9 protein-coding genes and 1 pseudogene are annotated in these 23,074 nt (G+C 70.0%); 2 read left to right on the plus strand and 8 right to left on the minus strand.

Annotated features, from left to right (window positions below):
* Positions 1-519: 519 nt before the first annotated feature.
* Positions 520-1,383 carry a siderophore-interacting protein gene (locus AHOG_RS16090; RefSeq protein WP_093944502.1) on the plus strand — a complete coding sequence of 288 codons (864 nt, stop codon included), beginning with the start codon at positions 520-522 and terminating at the stop codon, positions 1,381-1,383.
* 244 nt (positions 1,384-1,627) lie between these two features.
* Here the strand turns inward: AHOG_RS16090 and AHOG_RS16095 are convergent, their stop codons facing one another.
* From AHOG_RS16095 to AHOG_RS16135, 7 genes are all read right to left on the minus strand, one after another.
* The gene (locus AHOG_RS16095) at positions 1,628-2,683 is read right to left on the minus strand and encodes an MDR family NADP-dependent oxidoreductase (RefSeq protein WP_093942093.1); all 1,056 of its coding nucleotides are present in this window, start codon (positions 2,681-2,683) and stop codon (positions 1,628-1,630) included.
* Positions 2,680-4,434, minus strand: coding sequence for a phytoene desaturase family protein (locus AHOG_RS16100; RefSeq protein ID WP_093942094.1), 1,755 nt, complete (start codon positions 4,432-4,434; stop codon positions 2,680-2,682). Before AHOG_RS16100 ends, AHOG_RS16095 begins: the two co-directional genes overlap by 4 nt.
* 33 nt (positions 4,435-4,467) lie before the next feature.
* A complete protein-coding gene (locus AHOG_RS16105; protein ID WP_093942095.1) occupies positions 4,468-6,144 on the minus strand; it encodes a phytoene desaturase family protein in 1,677 nt (558 codons plus the stop codon).
* Complete coding sequence (locus AHOG_RS16110; protein ID WP_093942096.1) at positions 6,125-15,661, minus strand: non-ribosomal peptide synthetase/type I polyketide synthase; 9,537 nt, start codon at positions 15,659-15,661, stop codon at positions 6,125-6,127. Before AHOG_RS16110 ends, AHOG_RS16105 begins: the two co-directional genes overlap by 20 nt.
* Positions 15,662-15,718: 57 nt before the next feature.
* Positions 15,719-16,582 carry a sterol desaturase family protein gene (locus tag AHOG_RS16115; protein ID WP_211290412.1) on the minus strand — a complete coding sequence of 288 codons (864 nt, stop codon included), beginning with the start codon at positions 16,580-16,582 and terminating at the stop codon, positions 15,719-15,721.
* 2,056 nt (positions 16,583-18,638) lie between these two features.
* On the minus strand, positions 18,639-19,598 hold the full coding sequence (locus AHOG_RS16130; protein ID WP_093942099.1) for an alpha/beta fold hydrolase: 960 nt from the start codon (positions 19,596-19,598) through the stop codon (positions 18,639-18,641).
* Positions 19,595-20,425 (minus strand): NAD(P)H-binding protein, encoded by an 831-nt coding sequence (locus AHOG_RS16135; RefSeq protein ID WP_093942100.1) that lies wholly within the window; start codon positions 20,423-20,425, stop codon positions 19,595-19,597. Before AHOG_RS16135 ends, AHOG_RS16130 begins: the two co-directional genes overlap by 4 nt.
* Before the next feature lie 665 nt (positions 20,426-21,090).
* Between AHOG_RS16135 and AHOG_RS30530 the strand changes: the two are divergent.
* Positions 21,091-21,606 (plus strand): annotated as a pseudogene (locus AHOG_RS30530) (tachylectin-related carbohydrate-binding protein); the annotation flags it as partial.
* A 397-nt stretch (positions 21,607-22,003) separates the two neighbouring features.
* Here AHOG_RS30530 and AHOG_RS16145 read toward each other — a convergent pair.
* Positions 22,004-22,651 carry a dienelactone hydrolase family protein gene (locus AHOG_RS16145; protein WP_093942102.1) on the minus strand — a complete coding sequence of 216 codons (648 nt, stop codon included), beginning with the start codon at positions 22,649-22,651 and terminating at the stop codon, positions 22,004-22,006.
* Between the last annotated feature and the right edge of the window lie 423 nt (positions 22,652-23,074).

Raw genomic sequence — 23,074 nt, forward strand, 5'->3', positions numbered from 1 at the left:
TCGGGGGAGAGCTCGCGACGCCAACGGTGACGAAGGCACGCCGTCGTCCCCGCGCACGGCAGCGGACGCACACGGGAGCCGTCTCCCCTGCGTCCGTCGGACCCGCCCGGCGCGGAGTCGAGCGGCCTCACGAGCGCGCGGCTCCGCCCGCGCGTCGCGCCCACCCGCGTCGAGGCGGCGAACCGGCTCCGACCTCGCTGAGAGAGTCGAGCGGCGAAAGGCGAGGTGTGACCGTGTTCATGGGCGCCGGGCACCCGATCGCCCGACGAGATAACTTAGGCTAGCCGAACCTTAGGTCAACCAAGGCTCAGTGACACCCGGGTGTGTCGCGCCACCGTGGCCGCCTACCGGGGCCGCCGCGACCGATCGCGGCGGATGGCCGGAGGCGGATCGCCTCCGCTCTCGCGGCGGAGACGACCACGAGGCGGCGCGGCAGGCATCGTGGTTCACGAGCACGAGCACGACGAGGCACGCCGACAGGAGACGGTCCGCCGCGACCGTCGGTGCGAGGAGCAGCCGATGTCCGTCAACACCGAGATCCGCGCCGAGCGCTCCACCGTGGTGCGGCCCTTCTCCCTCTTCTACATCACCGCGACCGCCGTGCACGCCCTCACCCCGAACATGGTGCGGGTGACCTTCGGCGGCCCGGACCTGACCGGCTTCACCAGCGGCGGCCTCGATCAACGGGTGAAGCTGTTCTTCCCGCTGCCGGGACAGGAGGTGCCCGCGCTGCCCCCGCCCGACGACTGGTATCAGGCCTACCAGGACATGACTGACGACGTGCGACCCGTCATGCGGACCTACACCATCCGCACCCACCGCCCGGACGTGTCCGAGATCGACATCGACTTCGCGGTGCACGGCGACGTCGGTCCCGCGTCGCGGTGGGCGCTGCGGGCCCGGCCCGGCGACGTCCTCGGACTGCTCGGCCCGGACGTCCGTCACCCGCCGACGGGCAGCGGCGTGGAATACGACCCGGGTCCGTCGGACTGGCAGCTGCTCGTGGGCGACGACACCGCGCTGCCCGCCATCGGCGCGATCATCGAGACGCTGCCGCCCGACACGCGGGTCCGGGCGTTCGTCGAGATCGCCACCGCCGATGACGTGCAGGAGTTCGACACCAGGGCCGAGGTGGAGATCACCTGGATCGCCCGGGCCGGGCACGGACGGGACGGCGGGGCGGCGTCCCCGCTCGTCGAGGCCGTTCGGCGAGCCGAACTGCCCGCGGGCACGCCCTACGCCTGGACGGCGGGCGAGTCCGGCATGATCCGTGAGCTGCGCAGGCACCTGCTGAGCGATCTCGGCTGGGAGCGGCGCCGCGGCTACTTCGGCGGCTACTGGCGGGCGGACACGACCGATCCGACCGGCGCCGATGACGACTGACGCCGGCCGAAGAGGACCCCGGCCGCCCCACCGGGACGACGAGCACCGGGGCCGAGTACGGCGAAGGGACGCCGAGGCCTGACCCGAGGAGGCGGGGCGCGACGGCGGACGACGACGGAGCAGGCCGTGTTCCCCGAGCCGGACACGCTCGCGACACGCAGGCCACGCCTCGCCGTCCCATGCCGCCGGGGTGGAGCGGGCCGCCGGTGTGGAGCGCGAGCGGCGCGCCCGCGCCCCACGGCGATCAGAGCTTCACCAGCACCTTGCCCCGGTTGGCGTCCCGATTCACGTACAGGCTGCGATAGGCGTCGGGGATGTCGTCGAAGCCCTCCCGGACGGTCTGGTCGTAGTGGATCTCGCCCCGACGGACCATGCCGCCCAGCTCCTCATGCAGGGCCGCCCAGTTCTGCTCGGTGAACCACTCCAACGAGAAGATCCCGCGGATCGTGGTGCGGGGGAACATGATGTACGGCAGCAGCCGAGGACCGACGTGGTCGGCGCCGACCTGCGTGGCCCACTGCCAGCACACCGCCACCTGACTGTCGACGTTGAGCATCGAGAACGCCACGTCGGTGAGCGTGCCGCCCAGGCTGTCGAAGTACTTGTCGATGCCGTCGGGTGCCGCGGCCGACAACGCCGCCCGCACCGTCTCGGCCTCGTCGCCCTGGCGGTAGTCCACCACCGTGTCGAAGCCGAGACCGATCAGATACTCCGCCTTGCTCGGCGAGCCGGTGGTGCCGATCACTCGCGCGCCCGCCCGCATCGCGAGCTGGCCGACCAGTGAGCCGAGCGCGCCGGAGGCCCCGCTGACCAGGACGGTGTCGCCGGATCGGATCGTCATGAACTTGGTCAGCGTCCCCCAGGCGGTCATGCCCGGCCCGCCCAGGACGCTCAGCGCCGTGGAGATCGGCAGCCGCTCGTCGTAGTCGGCCGGGTCGAGGCGGCGGTACGCGGGGAACACCATCGGGAAGGTCCCGGTCTGCCACAGTGCGGGGCTGCCGTTGCTCACGACGTGACTGCGCCAGCCGCCGAAGCCCTGCACCAGGTCACCCGGTCGATGCGGCGCGGCGGGCCCCGCCTCGATCACCTCCATGATCGAGTCCGCGCCCATGTGATCGCCGATCGGCGTGTCCAACGCGATGCCCTGCAGGTAGGGGTCGACGGACACGTACAGCGTCCGCAGCAGCATCTCATCGTCCTTCAAGACGACGTCCACGTCCTCGGTCACCTTCTCGTAGACCCGTCGTACGTCGGGGACGCCCTGGAGATGTTCGGCGACGATCCACTTGTCGATCTTCACTTCGCTCCTTGTCCTGCAGACCGTGATCCTGCGGTGACGGGGACGGGCTCGGGCTCGGCGGCGGGCTGCCGCCGAGGCGGCCCCACCGGGATGACGACATGCGTGGGCGGCGGCTTCGTCTCGTCGATCGAGGCGGTGAACTCGCGGCGGTCGTCCCGGCAGATGAACTGCATGACGTGCCTGCCCGCCGCCGCCGCGCGAATGAGTCCGCCGGTGGTGGCCCAGACGCCGGAGAAGTAGAAGTTCTTCAACCCCGGCAGGCCGGGCCCGTACTTGCGGACCAGGACCTCCAGCGTCTCGCCGCTCTCCACGAACGGCTGCCAGCCCAGCACGGTGCCGTCGTAGTTGCCGGTGTAGCGCACCTGCGTGAGCGGGCTGGACATGTCCCGCACCGCGACGGCGTCGGTGAGGCCGGGGTACCGCTTCTCCAGGAATCGGAGGATGGCGTTGCGCACCTGCCGCTTGGCCTGGTGATAGTCGCGCCCGTGCCGGACCGGCAGGGTGTGCAGCTCCTCGCCCTTGCGAATCCGACTCGCCTGCTCCGGTCCGTCGTTGAGTTCGCGCCACGGAGCGATGTCGCAGAAGTACGTGGCGTAGACGACGCTCGTCGACTCCGGCGACAGCTCCGGGTAGTGCATGCTGCGGAACTGCACGTTCATGCTGGCGTGGCGGATGCCGATCATGTCGGCCGCCTCGTCCTCGGTGAGCAGATACGTGGTGCACGGCTCGCCCTCGGGGAACGGACGACGCAACCCGAGGAAGAGGATGAAGTAGCCGGGGAAGACCATCCCCGGCTCCTCGATGGTCTGGGTGTAGAGCTTGCGGTACTCGTCGTTGAGGTAGCGGCCGCCCAGGAACTTCATCGTCGTGGTGTGGCCGTCGGCGGCCGAGACCACGATGTCGGCGCGGAACTCCTGTCCGTCGCTGAGCCGGACACCGACCGCCTGATCGTCCTCGACGATCACCTCCTCGACCTTGGCGTTGTAGGTGACCTCGCCACCGAGCCGCTGGTAGCGCTCCTCGATCGACCGGGCCAGCCCCATCGACCCGCCCTCCGGCACGCCCGCCGACAGGTTCGCGTGCGAGGCGAGCTGGAAGTAGTTCGGGAGCACCGGGAAGGCCGGATGCCGCTCGTACAGGATGAAGTTGAAGGCCTCCCGCAGCAGCGGATGCCGGAACTTCGCCGAGTAGTCCGACATCAGGACGGTGATCGACTTGCGGACCACGTTGACGTACGGGAGGTAGCGGGACAGCATCCGCCAACGCTCGGTGGTCTTCATCAGGCCGACGGGCTTGAGGAACGGATACACCGCGAGCGCCTTCTTGAACTTGCGCAGGCCGTCGCAGAAGTCGCGGATGTGCCGGGCGTCCTCGGGCGAGATGTCGGTCAGATGCGCCTGGAGCCGGTCGGGGTCGGAGTAGAAGTACACCGCCTGCCCGTCTCGGCCGCGCACGATGTTGAAGACGTCGAAGTGCCGCATCTCCTTGCCCTGCAGCGCCCCGAGTTCGAGCCAGATCTGGTGCATCTCGTTGCCGGGTCCGTTGCCCAGCAGCCAGCTGATGCAGCAGTCGAAGGTGAAGTTGCCCCGATCCCAGGACGTGCAGCAGCCGCCGGGGAACTCGTGCATCTCGAAGATCCGGCTCTCGTAGCCGTTCATCTGCGCATAGCAGCCGGTGGAGAGTCCGCCGAGGCCCGCGCCGATGATGATCATCGTCTTCCTCGGCCGTGTCGGTGTGGTGGTGCGTGGCATGTGTCTGCTCCTCGGAGTTGACGCCTCGTTCGGTTACTGCACGGGCCGGGAGTCGAGCTGCGGAAGGTGGCCGAGTTTGGCGGGATGCCACGGCTCGGCGGGCGGGCTCTCCCAGGCCTGGAACTCCAGACCCAGCTCCTCACACAGGAACTGCGTGACGAATCGCCCGGTGGAGGCGGCGCGGATGAGACCACCCAGGCCGACCCACTGGCCCGCCATCGAGAAGGCGTGCAGGCCCGGCAGCCGCATGTGCTCCTTGTTGATCAGCCTGGCCGCGAGGTCGTCGGCATCGGAGAAGGCCTTCCAGGCGAGGATGCTGCCCTCGTGATTGCCGGTGTAACGATGGGTGGTCGCCGGCGTGGCGACGTCCACGAGTTCGATGCGGTCGGTGAGGTCGGGCATCCGACGGAGCAGCATGCCTCGGACGAAGTCGGCGACCTCGCGCTTGCGATCCCAGTACTCGCGACGATTGGTGGTGCGCAGCGTCTTCCAGTACGAGTAGTCGCTGAAGTAGGTGCAGTGGATCACCGACTTGCCCGCAGGCGCGAAGCCGTCGGAGTACTGGGAGCGCAGCTGCACCACGATGCTGTTCTGCAGCGCGCCGGGCAGGCGGGCACCCTCGGAGTCGGACAGCAGATACGTGGTGCTGTGCATCTGATCCGGATGGAAGTCGCCCTCGATGCCGACGAAGGCCGAGACCACGGCCGGGAACAGCGTCCCCGGCCTGGTCAGCAGCTCGTCGTAGAGACGGTCGATCGTCGGACCCGTGTAGCGTCCCTCCAACAGGTCGTAGATCGTGGTGCGTCCGTCGCAGGCCGCGACGACGTGATCGGCGTAGATCCGCTGGCCGTTCTTCAGTTCGACACCGATCGCCCGGTCGTCCTCCACCAGGATCCGCGCGACACGCGCCCGATAGGAGATGTCCCCGCCCAACGCCGTGTAGCGCTCCTCGATCGACCGGGACAGGCCCAGCGAGCCGCCCTGGGGGAAGCCCGCGTTGTCGTTATGGGCGCTGGCCATGTTGAACAGGAACGGCAGGAGAGGGAAGTCCTCCGGGTCCTGGAAGAAGATGTTGCGGAACGCCTTGCGCAGCAGCGGATCGCTGAAGCGGTCGGCGAAGGTGTGCATCTGCGTCGCGGCGGTCCGCCAGAACAGGCGGAAGGCGGGCAGGACGGTGCGAAGCTTCTTGAGCTTCTGACCGACGCTCTCCAACGGCGGCGGCGTCAGGAAGGGGTACAGGTCGATGGTGATGAAGCGCCGCAGGTCCCGACAGAACGCCTGGATGAGCTTCCGATCCGCGGGCGAGATCGCCAGCAGGTGCGCCTCCAGCCGGTCGGGGTCGTTGTAGAACGTCACCGACCGGCCGTCGGCGTCGACGACCTTGTTGAACACCGGGAAGTTGCGCATCGTCTTGCCGTCGAGCGCCCCGAGCTCCCGCCACACCTGGTTGGCGTCATTGCCCTCGGCGGTGCCGATCAGCCATTCGATGCAGTAGTCGAAGATGTAGCCGTCCCGGGACCAGGCGGTGCAGCAGCCGCCCGGCAGCACGTGCTTCTCCAGGATGCGGGTCTCCATCCCGCTCATCTGGGCGTAGCAGCCGGTGGACATCCCGGCCACTCCCGCCCCGATGATCAGCACCCTGGGCCTGGCGCCCGCAGGGCGGTCTCGACTGCCCCACCCGGCGACGAGGTCACGCGCCACTGAATCCACCTCCTGTGAGGATCTCCCTGGTCAGATCGGCGTTGCCCGCGAGAAAGCCCTCGTCGAGCATCTCGGCGTGGCTGCCGAAGCCCCGGAACACCGAGGTGCTCGTGGTCGAGGTGCCGTGCCAGGTGCCGCGCTGCGCGGCGCCGTAGAACTCGACCTTCTGCTCGTCGGAGATCACGCTGACCGAGGCGTCGAGGACGCCGAGGTTCGGTGTGCGACTGCAGAAGCGGATGTAGTCCCTGGCCTGCTCAAGCGTCTCCTCCGTGAGGATCTCCGAGCCGGTGTGCCTGCGCAGGTGCTCGCCGAGCTCCTTCTCGAAGGCCTCGAAGCGCTCGCTGCCCAACTCGAAGGCCTCGGGGATCCGATACGAGTCCATGATCACCACGTTCGGGACGGTGCGTCCCCTGGACTCCAGGACCTTCGCGACGTCGAAGGCGAGGTTCCCGCCCAGCGAGTAGCCGAACAGCGGGCACGGTCCCTCGGGCTGCAGTTCCTCGATGAGGTCCGCGTACTGCGTCACCTTGTCGTCCCCCGGCAGGTAGTTGAAGGCGACGAACTCGTGTTCCGGGAGGTGGGCGGCGAACCGGCGGTAGATCAGGCCGTGTCCGCCCGCGGGCGGGAAGCAGAACACCGTCGGACCCTGGCCGGGGTTGAATCGCAGGTAGGGGCGGGCGCCCTCGAGTTTGCCGGTGACGATGTGCTCCACGGTCCTGGCCATGCCGCGCAGGGTGGTGACGGTGAACAGCTGACTGACGGGAATGCTGATGCCGAACTCCGCCTGGAGGTGGTAGATCAGCTCGATCAGCCGGATGGAACTGCCGCCCGACGCGAAGAAGTCGTGCCGCAGCCCCACCTGGTCGAGGCCGAGCAGCGACTTCCAGTGTTCGGCCATCCGGACCTCGTAGAGGGTCACCGGCGGCTCGTACTCCTGCTCGTCGTGCTCGGCGCTCGGCGCGGGCAGGGCGGCGAGGTCGACCTTGCCGTTGGGCGAGAGAGGCAGCTCCGCCAGCTCGACGAGATGCGTGGGGATCATGAACGTCGGCAGCCGTTCGGCGAGGTGGCTGCGCAGGTCACGCAGGTCCAGTCGCGTGCCCGCGGCCGGAATGCAGTAGGCGCACAGGGTCTGTTCTCCCCTGGCGTCCGGTCGTACCGTCACGACGGCCTGGGCCAGCTTCGGCCAGTCGGCCAGCTGCGACTCGATCTCGCCGATCTCGATCCGATGGCCGCGGACCTTGACCTGGCCGTCGACCCGGCCGAGAAGCTGCACACGCCCCTCGGCGTCCCACCGCGCCAGGTCCCCGGTGCGGTACAACCGCATCGGCCCGGCGGCGGGCTCGGCGCCCGGCCCGGCGGCCGCCGCCGTTCCCGACGGCCGGTCGTCGACGGACTCCCGAGGATCGCCGCCGTGCGGCCGGTCGGCGAGGGTCGCATCGAGTGCGATGAGGCCGTGGTCCGGCGACCACTCGACGAAGCGCCGCGCCGTCTGCTCCGGGTCGCTCGGATAGCCGGTGGCCACGCCGTCCCCGCCGACCCACAGTTCGCCGGGGACGCCCACCGGCACCGGTTGGGCGTGCTCGTCGAGGATGTACAGCGTGCTGTTGGGCAGGGGCCTGCCGATGGGAACCATCTGGCTCGGCTCCAGACCGTCGACCGGGCCCTCGAAGTAGGCGCTGTCGATGGTCGCCTCGCTCAACCCGTAGGAGTTGACCACCCTGGTCCGCGGCCCGCACAGCCCGCGAAGCCGCTGATACTCCTCGACCTTCCAGGCGTCGGAGCCGACGATCAGCAGGCGCAGGAAGTCCAGTCGCAGTCCCTCGTGGTCGCAGAAGTTCATCAGGGCCCGGACCACCGCGGGGACGAACTCTCCGCAGTCGACCCTCTCGGCGAGCATCGTCCGATGCAGCCGCTCGGTGTCGAACAGCAGCTCGCGTGTGACCAGGACCAGCGTGCCCCCGGAGCACAGCGCGCGGACGAGGTCGCCGGTGAAGACGTCGAAGGAGAAGCTCGCCATCTGCAGGTGCACCCGGACGTCGATGTCCAGGCCGTACTCGCCGCGCCAGGAGTCGTAGGCCGTGGCGAGGCTGTGGTGGGCGACCTCCACCGCCTTGGGCCTGCCGGTGGAGCCCGAGGTGTAGATCAGGTAGGCGGGCGCCGCCGGGTCGACGGGTTCGGCGGGCAGCGGCGGTACGCTCGCCGCCTCGTCGAGCAGGTCCTCCAGGGTGTGCACGTCGGCGGCGGCCAGGCCCGCGAGCCGGTCCCGCCGGGCGGCGTCGACGACGGCGAACGCGGCGTCGGCGGTGCGGACCATGAAGGCCAGCCGGTCGGTGGGGTGGTCGGGGTCCAGGGGCAGGTAGGCGCCGCCCGCCTTGAGCACCGCCAGCACGGCGACGACGAGGTCCGGCGACTTGTCCAGGCACAGCGCCACCACGGAGCCGGGCCCGACGCCCAGGGCGCGCAGCCTGCCCGCCAGCCGGGCGGCCCGATCGTCGAGTTCGCCGTAGGTCAGCCGGTGCGACGTCCGTGTCTCGGCCGACCCGGCCGCGGCGGGCGGCAGCGACACGGCGAGGGCGTCGGGACGCTCGGCGGCATGCCTGCCGATCAGCTCGTGCACCGGCACCGCCTGCTCGACGACGCGGCCCGCGCCGCTGAACTCGCCGAGGATGCGGCGGCGTTCCTCGGCTCCGAGCAGGTCGAGACGGTGGATCGGCGTCGACGAGGGCGCCCGCGTCAACGACTCCAGCACCGTGACGTAGTGCGATGCCATTCGCCGCATCGTCTCGGGAAGGAAGAGGTCGGTGTTGTACTTGAAGACACAGTGGAAGCGCTGGTCGGCCTCCTCCTCGTAGACCGACAGCGTGAGGTCGAACTGGCCCTCCTCCTCGGGCAGCTCGATGTAGTCCAGTCGGTAGCCGTACTTCTCGGTGGCGACCTTGTGGACGAGCAGGATGAACATCGCCTGGAACACCGCGGAGCGGCTCGGATCGTGCTGCAGCCCGAGCTTGTCGACCAGCAGCACGAACGGGTACTCCTGGTTGTCGAGTCCGTTGAGCACGGTGGCCCGCACCTGCGCCAGCAGCTCCGTGACCGACGGGGCACCCGCCAGGTCGACGTACAGCGGCAGCGGGTTGACGAAGTAGCCGTAGACCGAGGAGAACTCCTTCTGGGTCCTGCCGGTCACCGGGCTGCCCACGATGACGTCGTCCTGCCCGGTGTAGCGGTGCAGCAGCACGTAGTAGGCGCTCATCAGGACCATGAACACCGTGACGTCGTGCTCCCGCGCCAGCGCGTGGACGCGGGCGCTCAGGTCGACGTCCAGGGCGAAGAACTCCGAGGCCCCGTTGTAGGTCTGCACGACCGGCCGCGGCTTGTCCGTCGGGAGGTTGAGGATCGGGACCTCGGCGGGCAGGTGGCCCCGCCAGTAGTCGAGCATCCGCTGTGCCTCCCGGCCCGCCAGGAACCGGTTCTGCCAGTTGAGGAAGTCCAGGTAGCTCGCCGACGGCGGCACCAGCTCGACCCGGCGCCCCTCGCGCAGGCCCTCGTACACCTCGAGCAGCTCCTCGATGAAGGTGAACGTCGAGATGGCGTCGGAGACGATGTGGTGCACCGCCTTCACGATCACCCAGCGGTCGTCGGCGCGTTTGAACAGCCGGAACCTGATCAGCGGGTCGCGTTCGAGGTCGTAGGGCTTGCGGTACTCCTGGATGATCAGCTGGTAGACGTCGTCCCAGTCCCGGCCCACGACGTCGAACAGGGCGATGTCGTCGGGGATCTCGTCGACCTCGCGCAACACCTGCACCGGCCTGCCCTCGTGCAGCGTGAAGTTGGCCCGCAGGCTGGGGTGTCGGGCGATCACCGTCCGCACCGCCTGGAACATCAGCTCCGGTTCGAGCCGGACCCGCACCTCCACGGCGCCGCCGATGTTGTAGGCGAAGCCGTCGGGGCTGAGCTGCTTGAGGAACCACAGCGCCGTCTGGTTCTGTGTGAGCGGATGCCGTCGCTCGTCGTCGTAGAGCTCGACCGCGTCGGCCGCCGCGTGGTCCTCGCCCTCGGCGACCAGTTCGACGAGTCCGTCGTGAAGCTGGGCGACGGCGTCGCTGATCGGCGCGCTGCTCAGCAGCGCCACCACCGGCAGCGCGACCTTCAGTTCGGTGTGAATCCTGGCGCGCAGCTCCATCGCCAGCAGCGAGTCCAGGCCCAGCGCGCCGAGGCTGATCGCGGGGTCGACCTGTTCGGTCTTCACCCGCAGCACCGCGGCGACCACCGCCGTGAAGTGCTCGGTCAGCAGCAGTCGCCGCTTCTCCTCGTCGGCGTCGCGGAAGGCGTCCAGGAAGCTGTTGCCGTCGGAGGCGGGCTCGGCGGCAGAGGAGGCCAGCTCGGCCACCAGCGTCGGCGGCGTGGGGTACCAGGCGAGGAAGACGGGCCAGTCCACCACCGTGGCGACCAGCAGCTGCGCCCGATCCTGCCCGATGACCCGTTCGAGGACGGCCATGCCCGCGTCGGGGGACAGCGAACTCATCCCTCGGCTGTTGCGGTAGTGGTCGATCAGGCCGAGTTCCTCGATCATGCCGGTGGCCCACGGGCCCCAGTCGATGCTCAGGGCGGGCAGCCCCACCGCCCGTCGGTGATGCGCCAGGGCGTCGAGGAAGGCGTTGCCCGCCGCGTAGTTGGTCTGGCCCGCGGTGGTGAGCAGCGAGGCCACCGAGGCGAAGAGCACGAAGTGGTCGAGCGGCTCGTCGCGCAGGTGGTGGTGCAGGAGGTAGGCGCCGATCACCTTCGGATCGTGGACGGCGTCGAAGACGGCGCGGTCCATGTCGGCGACGAGGGTGTCGCGCACGTGACCGGCGAGGTGGAACACGCCCCGGATCGGCACGGAGGTGGTCGCCCGATACTCGGCGAGCCACGTCGTCAGCGCCGCCTCGTCGGTGATGTCCAGCGGTGCGAGGATCGTCTCGGCGCCCGCCGCGGCCAGCTCGGTCAGCAGGCGCACGCCTCGACCGGCCGGGGTGTCCGGGTCGACCTCGTGCCATCGGTCGCGTTCGGGGAGTCGGGTGCGGCCGACCAGGATCAGCCTGCGGGCGCCCCTGGCGACGAGGGTCCGACACAGCAGCCTGCCGAGGGCGCCGAAGGCTCCGGTGACCAGGTAGCTGCCGTCGGGCCGCAGCCGCAGCGGCAGCGGACGGGTCAGGTCCTCGGCCGTGACGAGTCTGCTGGTGCGGCGCCCGTCGGCCCGGAGGGCGATCTCGTCCTCGTCGGTGATGGACACCTCGCGCAGCAGGGCCCGTGCCTCCGCGTGGCGCGCGTCCGCCGAGCGGTCGCCCGAGCCGTCGAGGTCGATGAGCTTGCCCCGGTACGGGATCAGCTCCTGGTTCCACAGCACCCGTCCGACGCCCCAGGCGGGGGCGCCGAGCGGCTCGACGACGTCGGTCGGTGACGCGGCCTGCGTGCCCCGCGTCACGACGTGCAGCCTGCCCGCCGCCACCGAGTCGTCGTGGTCCTGCGCGGCCAGGGTCTGCGCCAGCGCGATGAGCGAGTACGTGCCGAGGCTCTCCTGGGCGGTGAGCGCCGAGCGGCTGGTGTCCGTCAACGACGGCAGGTCCAGGTTCCAGAGGTGCACGATGGTGCCGAAGGACGGCACGCCGCCGTCGCGCAGCTCGTGGAAGAGTCGGGCGAGGTCCTCGCGGGAACCCGGGTGCACGACGGACTCCCGCCGGTCCGGGGCCAGCGCGTACTCGTCGCCCGGCCGTACCAGGTGACAGCGACCGCCCCGCGCCGTGACCAGCTCGGCGAGTGCGTCGGCCACTCCCCCGCCGTCGGCGAAGACCAGCCAGTCGGCGGAGACCGGGTCGGCGGTGCCCAGGGCGTCGCGTCCGTCGTCGACCGCCTCCGCGGGCAGCGGCGCGTCGAACCAGCCGACCTCGGTCAGCCAGCGGTCGATCGTCGCCTGCCCGACGGTCGTGGCCGCCTTCTCGACGTCGGCGGCGCGGAAGCCGCCGATCCGGCCCAGCGCCACGCCGCTGTCGGCGAAGACGACGATGTCGCCGCGCAGTTCGTCATCCTCACGTCGGGTGACGACGGCGTGCACCCACAGAGGTTGATCACCGACGGGCGCGAAGCGCATCTCGTCGATCGACAGCGGCAGCCGGATGCCGGTGGACGAGGAGTCGTCTTCCCGGCCGCCGTCGAGAAGCTGAGGGGTGAGCAGGGACTGGAAGCAGGCGTCGAGCAGCGCCGGATGGAAGTGATGCCCGGCGGCGTCGTCGCCGAGTACCTTCGCGGGGCGGATACGGGCCAGAGCCTCGTCGGCGCCGACCCAGACCTCCTCGATGCACTGGAACGCCGGGCCGTACTCGTAGCCGAGATCGGCCAGGCCCGAGTAGCACGCCTCGGCGTCGAGGTGTCGGGCGGTGCGAGCGCGGATCGCGTCGGAGTCCAGCCGGGCGGTCAGCCGCCGCCGCTGCCCGGTGCGCAGGACCCCCGAGGCGTGCACGCTCGGCTCCTGGTCGTCGCCGGTGACCGTGGCGATGGTGAAGCCGGCGTCGGCGCTGGAGAAGGCGAACTGGACCGTGGTGGCCGCGTCGTCGGCCAGGAACAGCGCCTTGCGCAGCGACACGTCCGCGATGGTGGCCTCGACGCCGCCGGTCATCGCGCGGACCGCCTGCACCGCCATCTCCAGGTAGCCGGCCGCCGGGAAGACGACGTTGCCCTGGATGCGGTGGTCGGCCAGGTACGGCGTCGTCTCCACGTCCAGCCGGGACTCCCAGACCGGTTCGACGTTGAGCATGCGACGGCCGAGCAACGGGTGGTCCACCCTGCCGAGGCGGATCTGCTCGACGGGTGCGGGCTCCACCCAGTACCGGTCGCGTTTGAAGGGATACCGGGGCAGCGGAACCGACGGCCCTTCGCGGTGCAGCGCCGTCCAGTCGATCTCGACGCCCAGGTTGTGCAGGCTCGCCAACGACATCGCGATCCGGGCGGCCTCGTCCTCGTTCCGCCGGATCGAGGGCAGCGTCCGACCGTCGGCGTCCCGGGCCTCGAGGCATTCGCGGATCGAGTGGCCCAGCACCGGATGGGGCCCGATCTCCAGGAAGAGGCCGTGTCCGTCGTCCACCAGCCGGTCGATCGCCGCCTGGAAGCGGACGCTGTCCCGGACGTTGTGCCACCAGTAGCTCGCGTCCAGCTCGGTGCCGTGCGCCCGGCCCTCCCGCGCGGTCAGGTAGAGCGGCACCCGCGCCTGCCGCGGCGTGATGTCGGCCAGCGCGGACAGCAGCTCGTCCTTGATGAGGTCCATCCGCGCGCTGTGATAGGGCACCCGGACGGTGAGGAACTTGGCGAAGACCTGTTCGGAGCGCAGCGTCTCGGCCAGCTCGGCCAAGGCGTCCTCGTCACCCGCGAGTGTCATGGCCGTCGGGCTGTTGATCGCCGCGATGGACACCCGGTCGCCGTAGGACTCGATCCGTCGGGTCGCGTCGTCCTCGGTGAGGCTGACGGCCAGCATGGTGCCGGTGTCGACCAGCTTCTGCTGGAGTCGGCTGCGGTGCACGACGACGGTGACGGCGTCGCGCAGCGAGTAGACGCCCGCCTCGTAGAACGCCGCGACCTCACCGGTGCTGTGCCCGACGACGGCGTCGGGTCGCACGCCGTAGGACCGCCAGAGTGCCGCGAGACCGACCTGGACGGCGAAGTTCGCGGGCTGTGCCAGCCAGGTCTCGGCCATGTTCGAGTCGGCCTCGTCGGCGTTCATCTCGGCGACCAGCGACCAGCCGGTGAGGGCGGTCAGCTCTCGATCGCACTCGTCGACGGCGGCCCGGTAGACCGGCTCGTTCTCGTAGAGCAGGCGGCCCATCGCCCACCACTGCGGTCCCATGCCGGTGAAGGCCCAGACGAGTCGACGGCGGTCCGGCTCCACGACCTGGTCGAGCAGGATGTGCGGATGCGCCTCGCCCGCCAGGAACTCGGCCAGCCGCTCGTCGAGCGACTCGCGGGAGGAGTACACGACGGACAGCCGCGACTCGAGGTGCTGGCGGCGATGCGCCAGGGTGCTGCCCACGGCGGCGAGTGAGGCGGCCACGCCGTCGACGCCCGCCAGTTCCCGCTGGATCCCTCGGACGAGGTCGCCGAACGCCTCCGGGTCCCGCGCGGTCAGCGGCAGGATGGAGTAGCCGGGCCGCTGGTCGCCCGCGATCGGCTCCTCGGCGTCCTGGCGAGGCGCCTCCTCCAGCAGGACGTGTGCGTTCGTGCCGCCGAAGCCGAAGGCGTTCACCCCGGCGCGGGCCGGTCCGTCGTGCACGGGCCAGTCGGTGACCTCGGTGGGGATCTCATACGGCAGCGCCGCGAGGTCGATCGCCGGATTGACGTGCTCCAGGTTGATGTGCGGCGGGATCTTCCGGTGTTTCAGGCTCAGGGCGACCTTGATGAGCCCGGCGATGCCCGCCGCCGACTCGGTGTGTCCGATGTTGGTCTTGACCGAGCCGACGTAGCACGGCGAGTCGGGTTCGCGGCCGATCGCCAGCGCCCGACCGAGCGCGTTGGCCTCCAGCGGGTCGCCGACCGGGGTGGACGTGCCGTGCGCCTCGACGTACTGCAGGTCACCCGGCGCGATGCCCGCCTCGGCGCACACCCGCTCGATGAGACCGATCTGCGACTCGGGGTTGGGCACGGTGATGCCGCTGGTGCGGCCGTCCTGGTTGACGCCGCTGCCGATGATGACGGCGTGGATCGGGTCGCCGTCGCGCAGCGCGTCGTCCAGACGTTTGAGTGCGATCACACCTACTCCCTCGGCACGGACGTAGCCGTTGGCGGAGGCGTCGAAGGTGCGGGATCGCCCGTCGGGCGACAGGAAGCCGCCCTTGGTCTCGGCGATCGTGTACTGCGGCGTCATGTGCAGGAGCGTTCCGCCCGCCAGCGCCAGGTTCGTCTCCCCGCGACGCAGGCTGCGGCAGGCCAGGTCCACCGCCACCAGCGAGGAGCTGCACGCGGTGTCGATCGAGAGGCTGGGGCCCCGGAAGTCGAAGCAGTAGGAGATCCGGTTCGACACCATCGTCATCATCGTTCCGGTGGCGGTGTGCGCCGCCAGCGTGTCGAAGGAGAGGTCGGCGAACTGCACGATCTTGTAGTCCAGGGTGAAGGCCCCGACGAACACGCCGACGTCGGTGCCCGCGAGGTCACCGGGCTTCTGTCCGCCGTCCTCCAGCGCCTCCCAGGCCACCTCGAGCAGCTTGCGCTGCTGCGGGTCCATGTGCTCCGCCTCGCGCGGGCTGATCCCGAAGAAGGCCGGATCGAACTCGTCGAAGCCGTCGATGTAGCCGCCTCTGCCCCCGACCAGCCTGCCTGGTTTGGCCTTGTCCCGGCTGCCGAGGCTCCCGACGTCGTATCTGTCCGCCGGTGTCGGCGTGATGCAGTCCTTCCCGTCGAGCAGGTTCTTCCAGAACGTTCGATAGTCCGAGGCGCTACCCGGCAGTCGGCAGCCGATACCGATGATCGCGACCTTGTCGCGGGCGGCAGGGTACTGTGATTCCGTCACCGTGAAATCCTTCGATCGAGGCACTCGTCACGAAACAGGGGACAACACTGTCGGCAGTCAGTCCGATTCCGTCTTCGTCGCGGATTCGGCCGATGCGGTGGTCGTGTCTGCGGGACTGTCTTCGGCGGCAGATTTCCGCTGCTTCCGCCAGGGATGCAGCAGGGTGGCGATCAGCGAGGAGGTCTTGGGAAAGGAATCCGGATCGTGCAGGCCGACGGCGGCGGGAACGCGACCGGGATACCAGGTGAAGCTGCCGAACACTCGGTCCCAGATGGACACGTCGGAACTGAAGTGTCCGGCCTCGTCGAGATCGATGCTGTGGTGCAGCCGATGTTGCTCCGGGCTGGCGACGATGTGATTCAGCCAGCCGATTCGGACATCGATGTTGGCGTGCACGAAATAGCCCTGGGCGACGATGAACAGGCCGACCAGGAACACCGCCGGGTGGGAGAAGCCCACGAGGGCGAGTCCGAGCTGCACGAGCCCCTGGGTCAATGCGATGTCCACGACGTGATTGACGCCGTTGTTGGCGACGTTGACCTTGTCCGGGACGTGATGGACGCCGTGCAGGCGCCACAGCCAGGCGTGATTGTGCGAGATCCGATGCACCCAGTAGCTCACCAGCGAGCCGAGGAGCAGGGCCGCGGGAACCTCCAGCCAGATCGGCATCCCCGACTCGGGAACGGCCACGGCGCCGACGAGGGCGGCCACCGGGAGCTGCGCGAGGCCCCCGCCCAGCATGGTGAGCCCCAGATAGACGCCGTACCATGCCCATTCACTTCGGCTGGGATGCCAGTCCACCTCGTAGGGGATCAGGCGTTCGAAGACGGCGAGCATACCGATCGTGCCGACCAGGAAACCGAAGTTGACCAGGCCGAAATTCCATCCGAAGTGCAATGCCGCCGTTCCGGTGAGGACCATCGCGGTGATCAGCAGCGGATAGGCGACGTGGCAGAGGGGAGATCGAGGTCGAGCCGACTCTGAGTCGGGTTCTCTCTCGACCCGCGACGTCTGTCTTACCGTGTGAGGGCGAATATTCATGGCGTTGTCCATCCACTTCAAGCCACCGGGAACTCCCGGCCAGGCCACCGCCTGCCAGGATGACTGCGAACACGACTGGGCGCGAGAAGCGCCACGGAATCAGCTTCGAGCCGACGCCCACCCTCGGACTCGATTCGAAAAGCGCAGTAATGACAGTGCACTTCTCGACGGTGACGCGCAAGACTCTTTTTCGGGTACACCCCTCCAGGTGGTACTCACCGTCTCAATCCTTGATATTCGGCGCAGATCCGCCGATCAGCGGGCAGCCGAGACCGACGCGGGCTTCTCGGGCCGGACGAGGAGACCGATTCCGGGCAGCCGCGGGCATCGCGTCTGACCGCGGTGTGAGACGCGAGTCGAGGACGGATTCTTCGTGGCCGTCATGCGACGAGTCGACGCGGAGCGCCGAGCCGGTCGAGACCCGATCGGCGGATCTCCTCGTCCCGGCGGGGAAGCGGGACGAATCGAGGGACGTCCGCGTCGGGTGGTCAGTCCGAGTCGAGTCCTCGCTCCCTCTCGGACGCCCGACGACGCCGCCGCCACGCATCGGACGGCGCCGCAGGCCGAGCCGCTGATCCGTCATCGTCGACGGCGGTCCTGCCTCCGCCGAGACGCGGCCCGTCTCGGCGACTTCCCCTCGTCGTCGCGAGTCCGACGCACGCCCGCGCCGTCGTCGCAGCCGACCGCTGATCGTTCTCAGCACGCGCGGGACCGAGCCCCGACAGGAGTCGATCATCGCGTGCCCACGCCGTCAGTGCCCGGATCCGATCGTCCGCCGACGTCCCCGACACGGGCCCGTCGACGCTCCCCACGGCATCCTGGGACATGATGTCCTCCCCACCGGACCATCACCGAAAGTGTCCGACTCGATGCTAACGGTAGTGGGTTGGGTTCAGGGATCACCCGATCGGTCATACGTCTGCGGTCAGCCTCGCACCGTAGAGGACTGCTGATCGTCATGACGTGACCGTGACGCCGACGCCGCTCCCTCGGTCACCGACGGGCAGGCCTGGCGCGCCGAGCCGCCCGGTCCGCATTACGCGACAGCCCTTGTTCGCGACGTCGTTCCGATCTTCCGCACGGACCGAGGAGTGGCGGCGGCGCCTGCCCGGAAATTGATTCTCGCCACTTCGTGACTCGCGAATTTCGATGTGAGAATCGCCGCCGCGAAGAGGACCCGGCAGCCTCGCCGCCGGCACCGCCGCACTTGCGCAAACGACACCGCGGAACCACGCCTCCATAACCGGGCCGCGCGGCAGGCCGCGGCTGACTTCGCCCCGCCCGAGACGGCACCGACCACCGTCCGGGTCACGCACCCCGCACCGTCTCCCCCGCTGGGATCCGCACTCGGCACGGCGCGTTCCTCGGCGCTGAACTGCCCGGACGGTCTCGACGCACGACATGTCGAATCCGGCCGCCCGCGCAGCCGAGGCCATCTCGACGGGACAGGGACACGACGGCGTCGGCTACGCCACCCCGGAGCAGGTGATCGCTCTCGCACCACGACGCTCCGCGTCGTCGAACACGATCCATGCCGCCTCGACGCGAATTACCCGGCTTTGTTCCTCGGATACTTCCACTCGCGGGCGGGTGACCCCGTCGACGATTCATCAGGCCGCCGTCGAGCCGCGTCCGGTATCACCGGTGAATCGCCGATGATCGAGGCGACGGCCCGCCGCTGCCGGGCTCCGTTCGCCCGGGACAGGACCGAGCGAACGGACCGCCCGAGGCAGGCGACCACGGCGCCGTACGGCACCGTCGCCGGGCCGGACTCAGGCGCTCGACCCCGGAACGACGGTGCCGTGACGCCGGTGATCGGAGTGTCGCGTGCGACTCCGGGTCACCGCAGCCGGCCGCCACCGGCTCTCGACTACCCGACGGCAGGCCCTCGGTTCACCCGGGCGAAGTAGTCACCGCCCGACGCGACGTCACTGCGTCACCACGTCTGCGCGCGCTCCGCCCACGCCGCCGCCGCGGACCGCCCGACCCGTGCGGCGGTCTGCGTGACGACGGCGCTCGCCAACGGGGCGTGGACCGCGCTCGGCAGCGCATGCCCCATCCCCGGGATCTCCACGAGTCGCGCGCCGGGGATCGAGTCCGCGAGATGCCTGCCGTGTGGCGGCGGGCTGATCGGGTCGAGCGGGCCCTGGATCACGAGGGTGGGCGTGGTGATCCCGGACAGCTCCGCGCCCCGCTCGACGAGCGACTGCTCGATCAGGCCGTGTGGGTGCGACTCCGGCGGCGGCGTCGTTCCGACGTGGTCGAGCACCCTGGCCTGGGCACGCCGGAAGGCGGTCTCGTCGAAGGGCAGCTCGTCGCCCGCCAACGCCTTCCCGTACGCCACCAGCCCGTCCAGCTCGGACTCCCGATCCGTCGGGGCGGGCTGCTCGGCGAACACCGACTCGACGAACCAGCGCCGGGGAGTCGGCAATCCGTCCGGGGTGGGTTCGCCCGTCAGCGCCCGCTCCCAGTTGCCGAAGAAGTCGACCCCGAGGGCGACGGCGCCGATGAGCGTCAACCCCGTCAGCCGCTCTCGGTGGTCGAGGGCGAGGAACTGCCCCAGGACGGCCCCCATGCCGAAGCCGACGACGTGCGCCTGCTCGACGCCCCAGCCGTCGAGGACCGCGACGGCATCGGCGGCCAGCTCGTCGAACCCGTAGGGACGGTCCGCGAAGTCACGGGTGGTGGACCGGCCGGTGTCCCGGTGGTCGTAGCGCAGCACACGCAGCCCCGCCGAGGCCAGCAGGGCCACGAACTCGTCCGGCCATTCCAGCCCCGACTGACAGTCCCCCGCGATCAGCAGGACCGTCGGGTGTCTCGGATCGCCGGAGCCGCGACTCCACAACTCGACGTCGCGCGACTCGACGAGCCGGTCCTCCTCGGGAACGCCGCTCACCGGAAGGCCTCCACGTGCTCGGAGACCCACTGCTCGAGGGTACGGGCAGGCCGTCCGGTGACCTGTTCGACCGTCGGCAGCACCGGATCGGGACTGCCGATCCGCTTGCGCCAGAGCTCCAGCAGCCACTCGGTCACCTCCTCAGGCATGTCCTCGGCTGCCATCGACGCCCGCCACTCGTCGGGCGTCAGCTCCTCGACGGTCAACTCGCGGCCGATCGCCCGCCCGACGGCCCGCACCTGTTCGAACCTGGTCAACGACTCCGGACCGGACAGCGGGTACCTCGCGCCGACGTGGTCGTCGGTGAGCAGGGCCGCCACGGCGACCTCGGCGATGTCGTCCTCATGCACCGGAGCCTGCGCGATCTCGCCGTACACGAGTCGGACCACGCCTTCCGCGCGGATGGACTCGGCCCAGTCCAGGACGTTGCCCGCGAACATGCCCGGCCGGACATGGGTCCACTCCAGTCCGGACCGTTCCACCGCCTGTTCGACCCGGCGGTAGTCGGCACCGCCCTCCTCCTCGGGATCGTCGGCGGTCGTGCCGGAGAGCACGACGATCCGCCGCGCCCCGGCCAGCCGGATCCGTTCGACGACCTCGTCGGCGGCCTCGGCGGCCGGGAACAGGTACACCCGGTCGGCACCGACGAACGTCTCGCTCAGCGTCGCGGGCACTTCCAGGTCGCCCGCCACGACCTCGACCTCGGCGGGCAGCGCCGCCGTCTCCGGCCGCCGGGTCAGCGCTCGCACGTCGACGCCCGCCGCCACCAGCTTCGCGACCACCCGTCGTCCGACGACCCCGGTCGCGCCGGTCACCACGATTCGCACACATACTCCCTGTCTTGACTGCTTCCGGGCGGTTCGACGGGGCAGATTCCCGTCCCGCTCGGCTGGACCTGCGCGACGGTATGACCGAAGACGACATTCGCGCCTATAGAACTTTGCTTTCAGGAATTCACCTGCTCCGCTTGACAGCGCGCCGATCCTGCCCTCCGCGGATCCATCGCGATCGACACGATCTCGCACCCGAGATCCTTCGACGGTGCGGCAACGCGGCGCGCCGAAGGTCGAATCTCGACGCATTCTTCCGTCCGACATCGAAACGGACGGCGATATTCACACTTCGCGCATCTCGTCGGAGAACGACATCGCGAGAAGCGTCCGTCGAGTCGCCCGGTATTCGTTCGCCGCACCGGCGTCGCATCCGTCGACCTCTCACCAGGACCGACGCGAACGCAGCCGCGGCGGCGCACATCTCGGCGATGAAGGAGATCAGATGCGAGAACGTCGCGGTCCGAGCACGGCGGCATGGGCCGTCGCCGTGTTCTCGATGTCCATGCCGGCGGGAGCCCCGGTGCATGCGACGATCACCGCACCGCGCCAAGATCCGACCTTGACCTGCGATGCCTTCGCGCGGTTCTCGGTCACGTCGCCTACGGGTGACGTCTACGACATGGCGCACAGCGACCCGGAGGGAGGCGCCGACCGTTGGGATGTCGCGCTGCGGCCGGTCGGGAACGGCGTCGACGGACGCGCGCACGCCGGTCCCGGCGGTCTCCTCTACGAGATCAAGAGCGACGGACCGCTCCAGAGGTACCGGCGCGGCGAATCGGGGTGGGAACAATGGGAGGACGGCCCATACACGCGGGACTTTTCAGACCACCTTAGGCGGCTACACCAGCCCGGCGCGGCGGAATCGCATCACCGTCGACTCGGGCGGCGACTTCTATTACATCCGAGGGAACGGACAGCTGTACCGGGCGATTCTCGACATCGAGACGCTGGAACCGCGGCAGGAGTCGATCGACGGAGACTGGAGCCGCTTCTACCTGATCAGCGCCGCGGGCCCCGGGGCGCTCTACGCACGTGACTCCGACGGCACGCTTCATCGCCATCACTACGATGCGAGCACCGGTGTCTGGACCGACCGGGAAACGCCGGCGGCGGACGGTCGGCAGCGATTCACCCAGGCGGACTCCCCCGGAGGTGACGTCCTCTACGCCGTCGACGCGACGGGCAGCTGTACTGGCAGCGTTTCCTCCCGTATTCGGACGGCACGATCGAGCCGAGGACCGCCCACCCCGGCAACTGGCTGCGGGACGGCTTCGCGATCAGCGGTGACACCTGCGACTGGACGTCGTCGGGCTGACCCGCGCACCGGGGTTCGTCGGCGGGCGGGTTCTGGGATCGGCCCGGTGGCGCGGCGCTCCGTCCGGCGAGGACGGGCCGCGCCGCGCCGACTCGAGGTGGGTCTCCGCCTGCTCAGTGACGCGGTCGTCCGCACCGGCTCCAGGCTGATCCCGAGGGAGGCGAAACACCACACCGATCGCCCGCGTTCCGCCTCGCCTCGCGCAGGCCCGCACCGGCGACGGCGGGCCCGCACCGGTGCCGCCGTCCGCCGAGTCCTCATCCCGCCAGATGTCGGAGAAACCAGTCCGCGGCCAGCCCGGCCACCGCGTCCATGGCGCCGTCCTCTTCGAACAGGTGGCCCGCGTCGGCGACGACCTCGATACGATGCGGGGCGGACAGCTCCGCCGAGGCCTGCCGATTGAGCGTGAGCACCTGCTCGTCACGGCTCCCGACGATCAGCAGGGTGGGGGCCCGCACCGCGCGCAGTGCGTCCCGGCCCGCGAGGTCGGGACGACCGCCGCGCGACACCACGGCGCGGACCTCGGCGAGGCGTGCGGCGGCGAGCAGCGCGGCAGCGGCCCCGGTGCTCGCACCGAAGAGGCCGAGTGGCAGTCGGCCCGTCGAGTCGGCGCGGATCCAGTCCGCCGCGGCGGCGACCCGCTCGGCCAACAACGGGATGTCGAAGCGCAGTTCCCCGGTCCGCTCGTCGCGCGACGCCTCCTCGGCCGTCAACAGATCCATGCGCAGCGTGGCCAGCCGTCGATCGTGCAGCACCGTGGCGACGGCCCGGTTACGCGGACTGTGTCGCGAACTGCCCGAACCATGGACGAACACGACGATCCCGCGAGCGCCTTCGCCGACGGTGAGATCACCGGTCACCGTTCCCGCGGACGCGGCGATGGACACCGGCACCGATACCGCCATCGACCTCGACTCCTCTGCTCGTCGCACCGGCCGACGCCTCGGACACCGGCGACCGGCGAGGTGCGTCCGGGTCGGGGCGTCACCACCCGTTCTCGTGGGATTTCCGCCCGCGGGCACCGGCAAACGTGCCTTGGCGATCAGTGCGGATACCCGCGGCCCGAACCGCGACCCCGGGACGTCGTCCGACACACCGACCACCGGCAGGCTCGGTCGGCTGCGACGGCGGAGATCGAGCAGTCGAATCGCGGTGGATCGACCGCCTCTCGCGCCCCGACGGCGTCGGCGCCGAACAGCCGCCACGCCTCGCCCGCCGCAGGCGACACCGCCCGACGAACGCGGCGACCGCACACCGGAACCCCTCCCGCGCGCGGATCGTGACAGGCTTCGGTGCCGCCGGGAAGGCGCGGCCACCGACTCCGACGG

Origin of the sequence: Actinoalloteichus hoggarensis, from assembly GCF_002234535.1 — a bacterium.
GTDB classification, from domain to species: Bacteria; Actinomycetota; Actinomycetes; order Mycobacteriales; family Pseudonocardiaceae; genus Actinoalloteichus_A; species Actinoalloteichus_A hoggarensis.

What these genes read in the sequence shown, in the direction of transcription:
- AHOG_RS16100 (WP_093942094.1), bottom strand. Translation starts at nt 4,434, where the DNA reads ATGCCACGCACCACCACACCGACACGGCCGAGGAAGACGATGATCATC.
- AHOG_RS16115 (WP_211290412.1), bottom strand. Translation starts at nt 16,582, where the DNA reads ATGGTCCTCACCGGAACGGCGGCATTGCACTTCGGATGGAATTTCGGC.
- AHOG_RS16090 (WP_093944502.1), top strand. Translation starts at nt 520, where the DNA reads ATGTCCGTCAACACCGAGATCCGCGCCGAGCGCTCCACCGTGGTGCGG.
- AHOG_RS16145 (WP_093942102.1), bottom strand. Translation starts at nt 22,651, where the DNA reads ATGGCGGTATCGGTGCCGGTGTCCATCGCCGCGTCCGCGGGAACGGTG.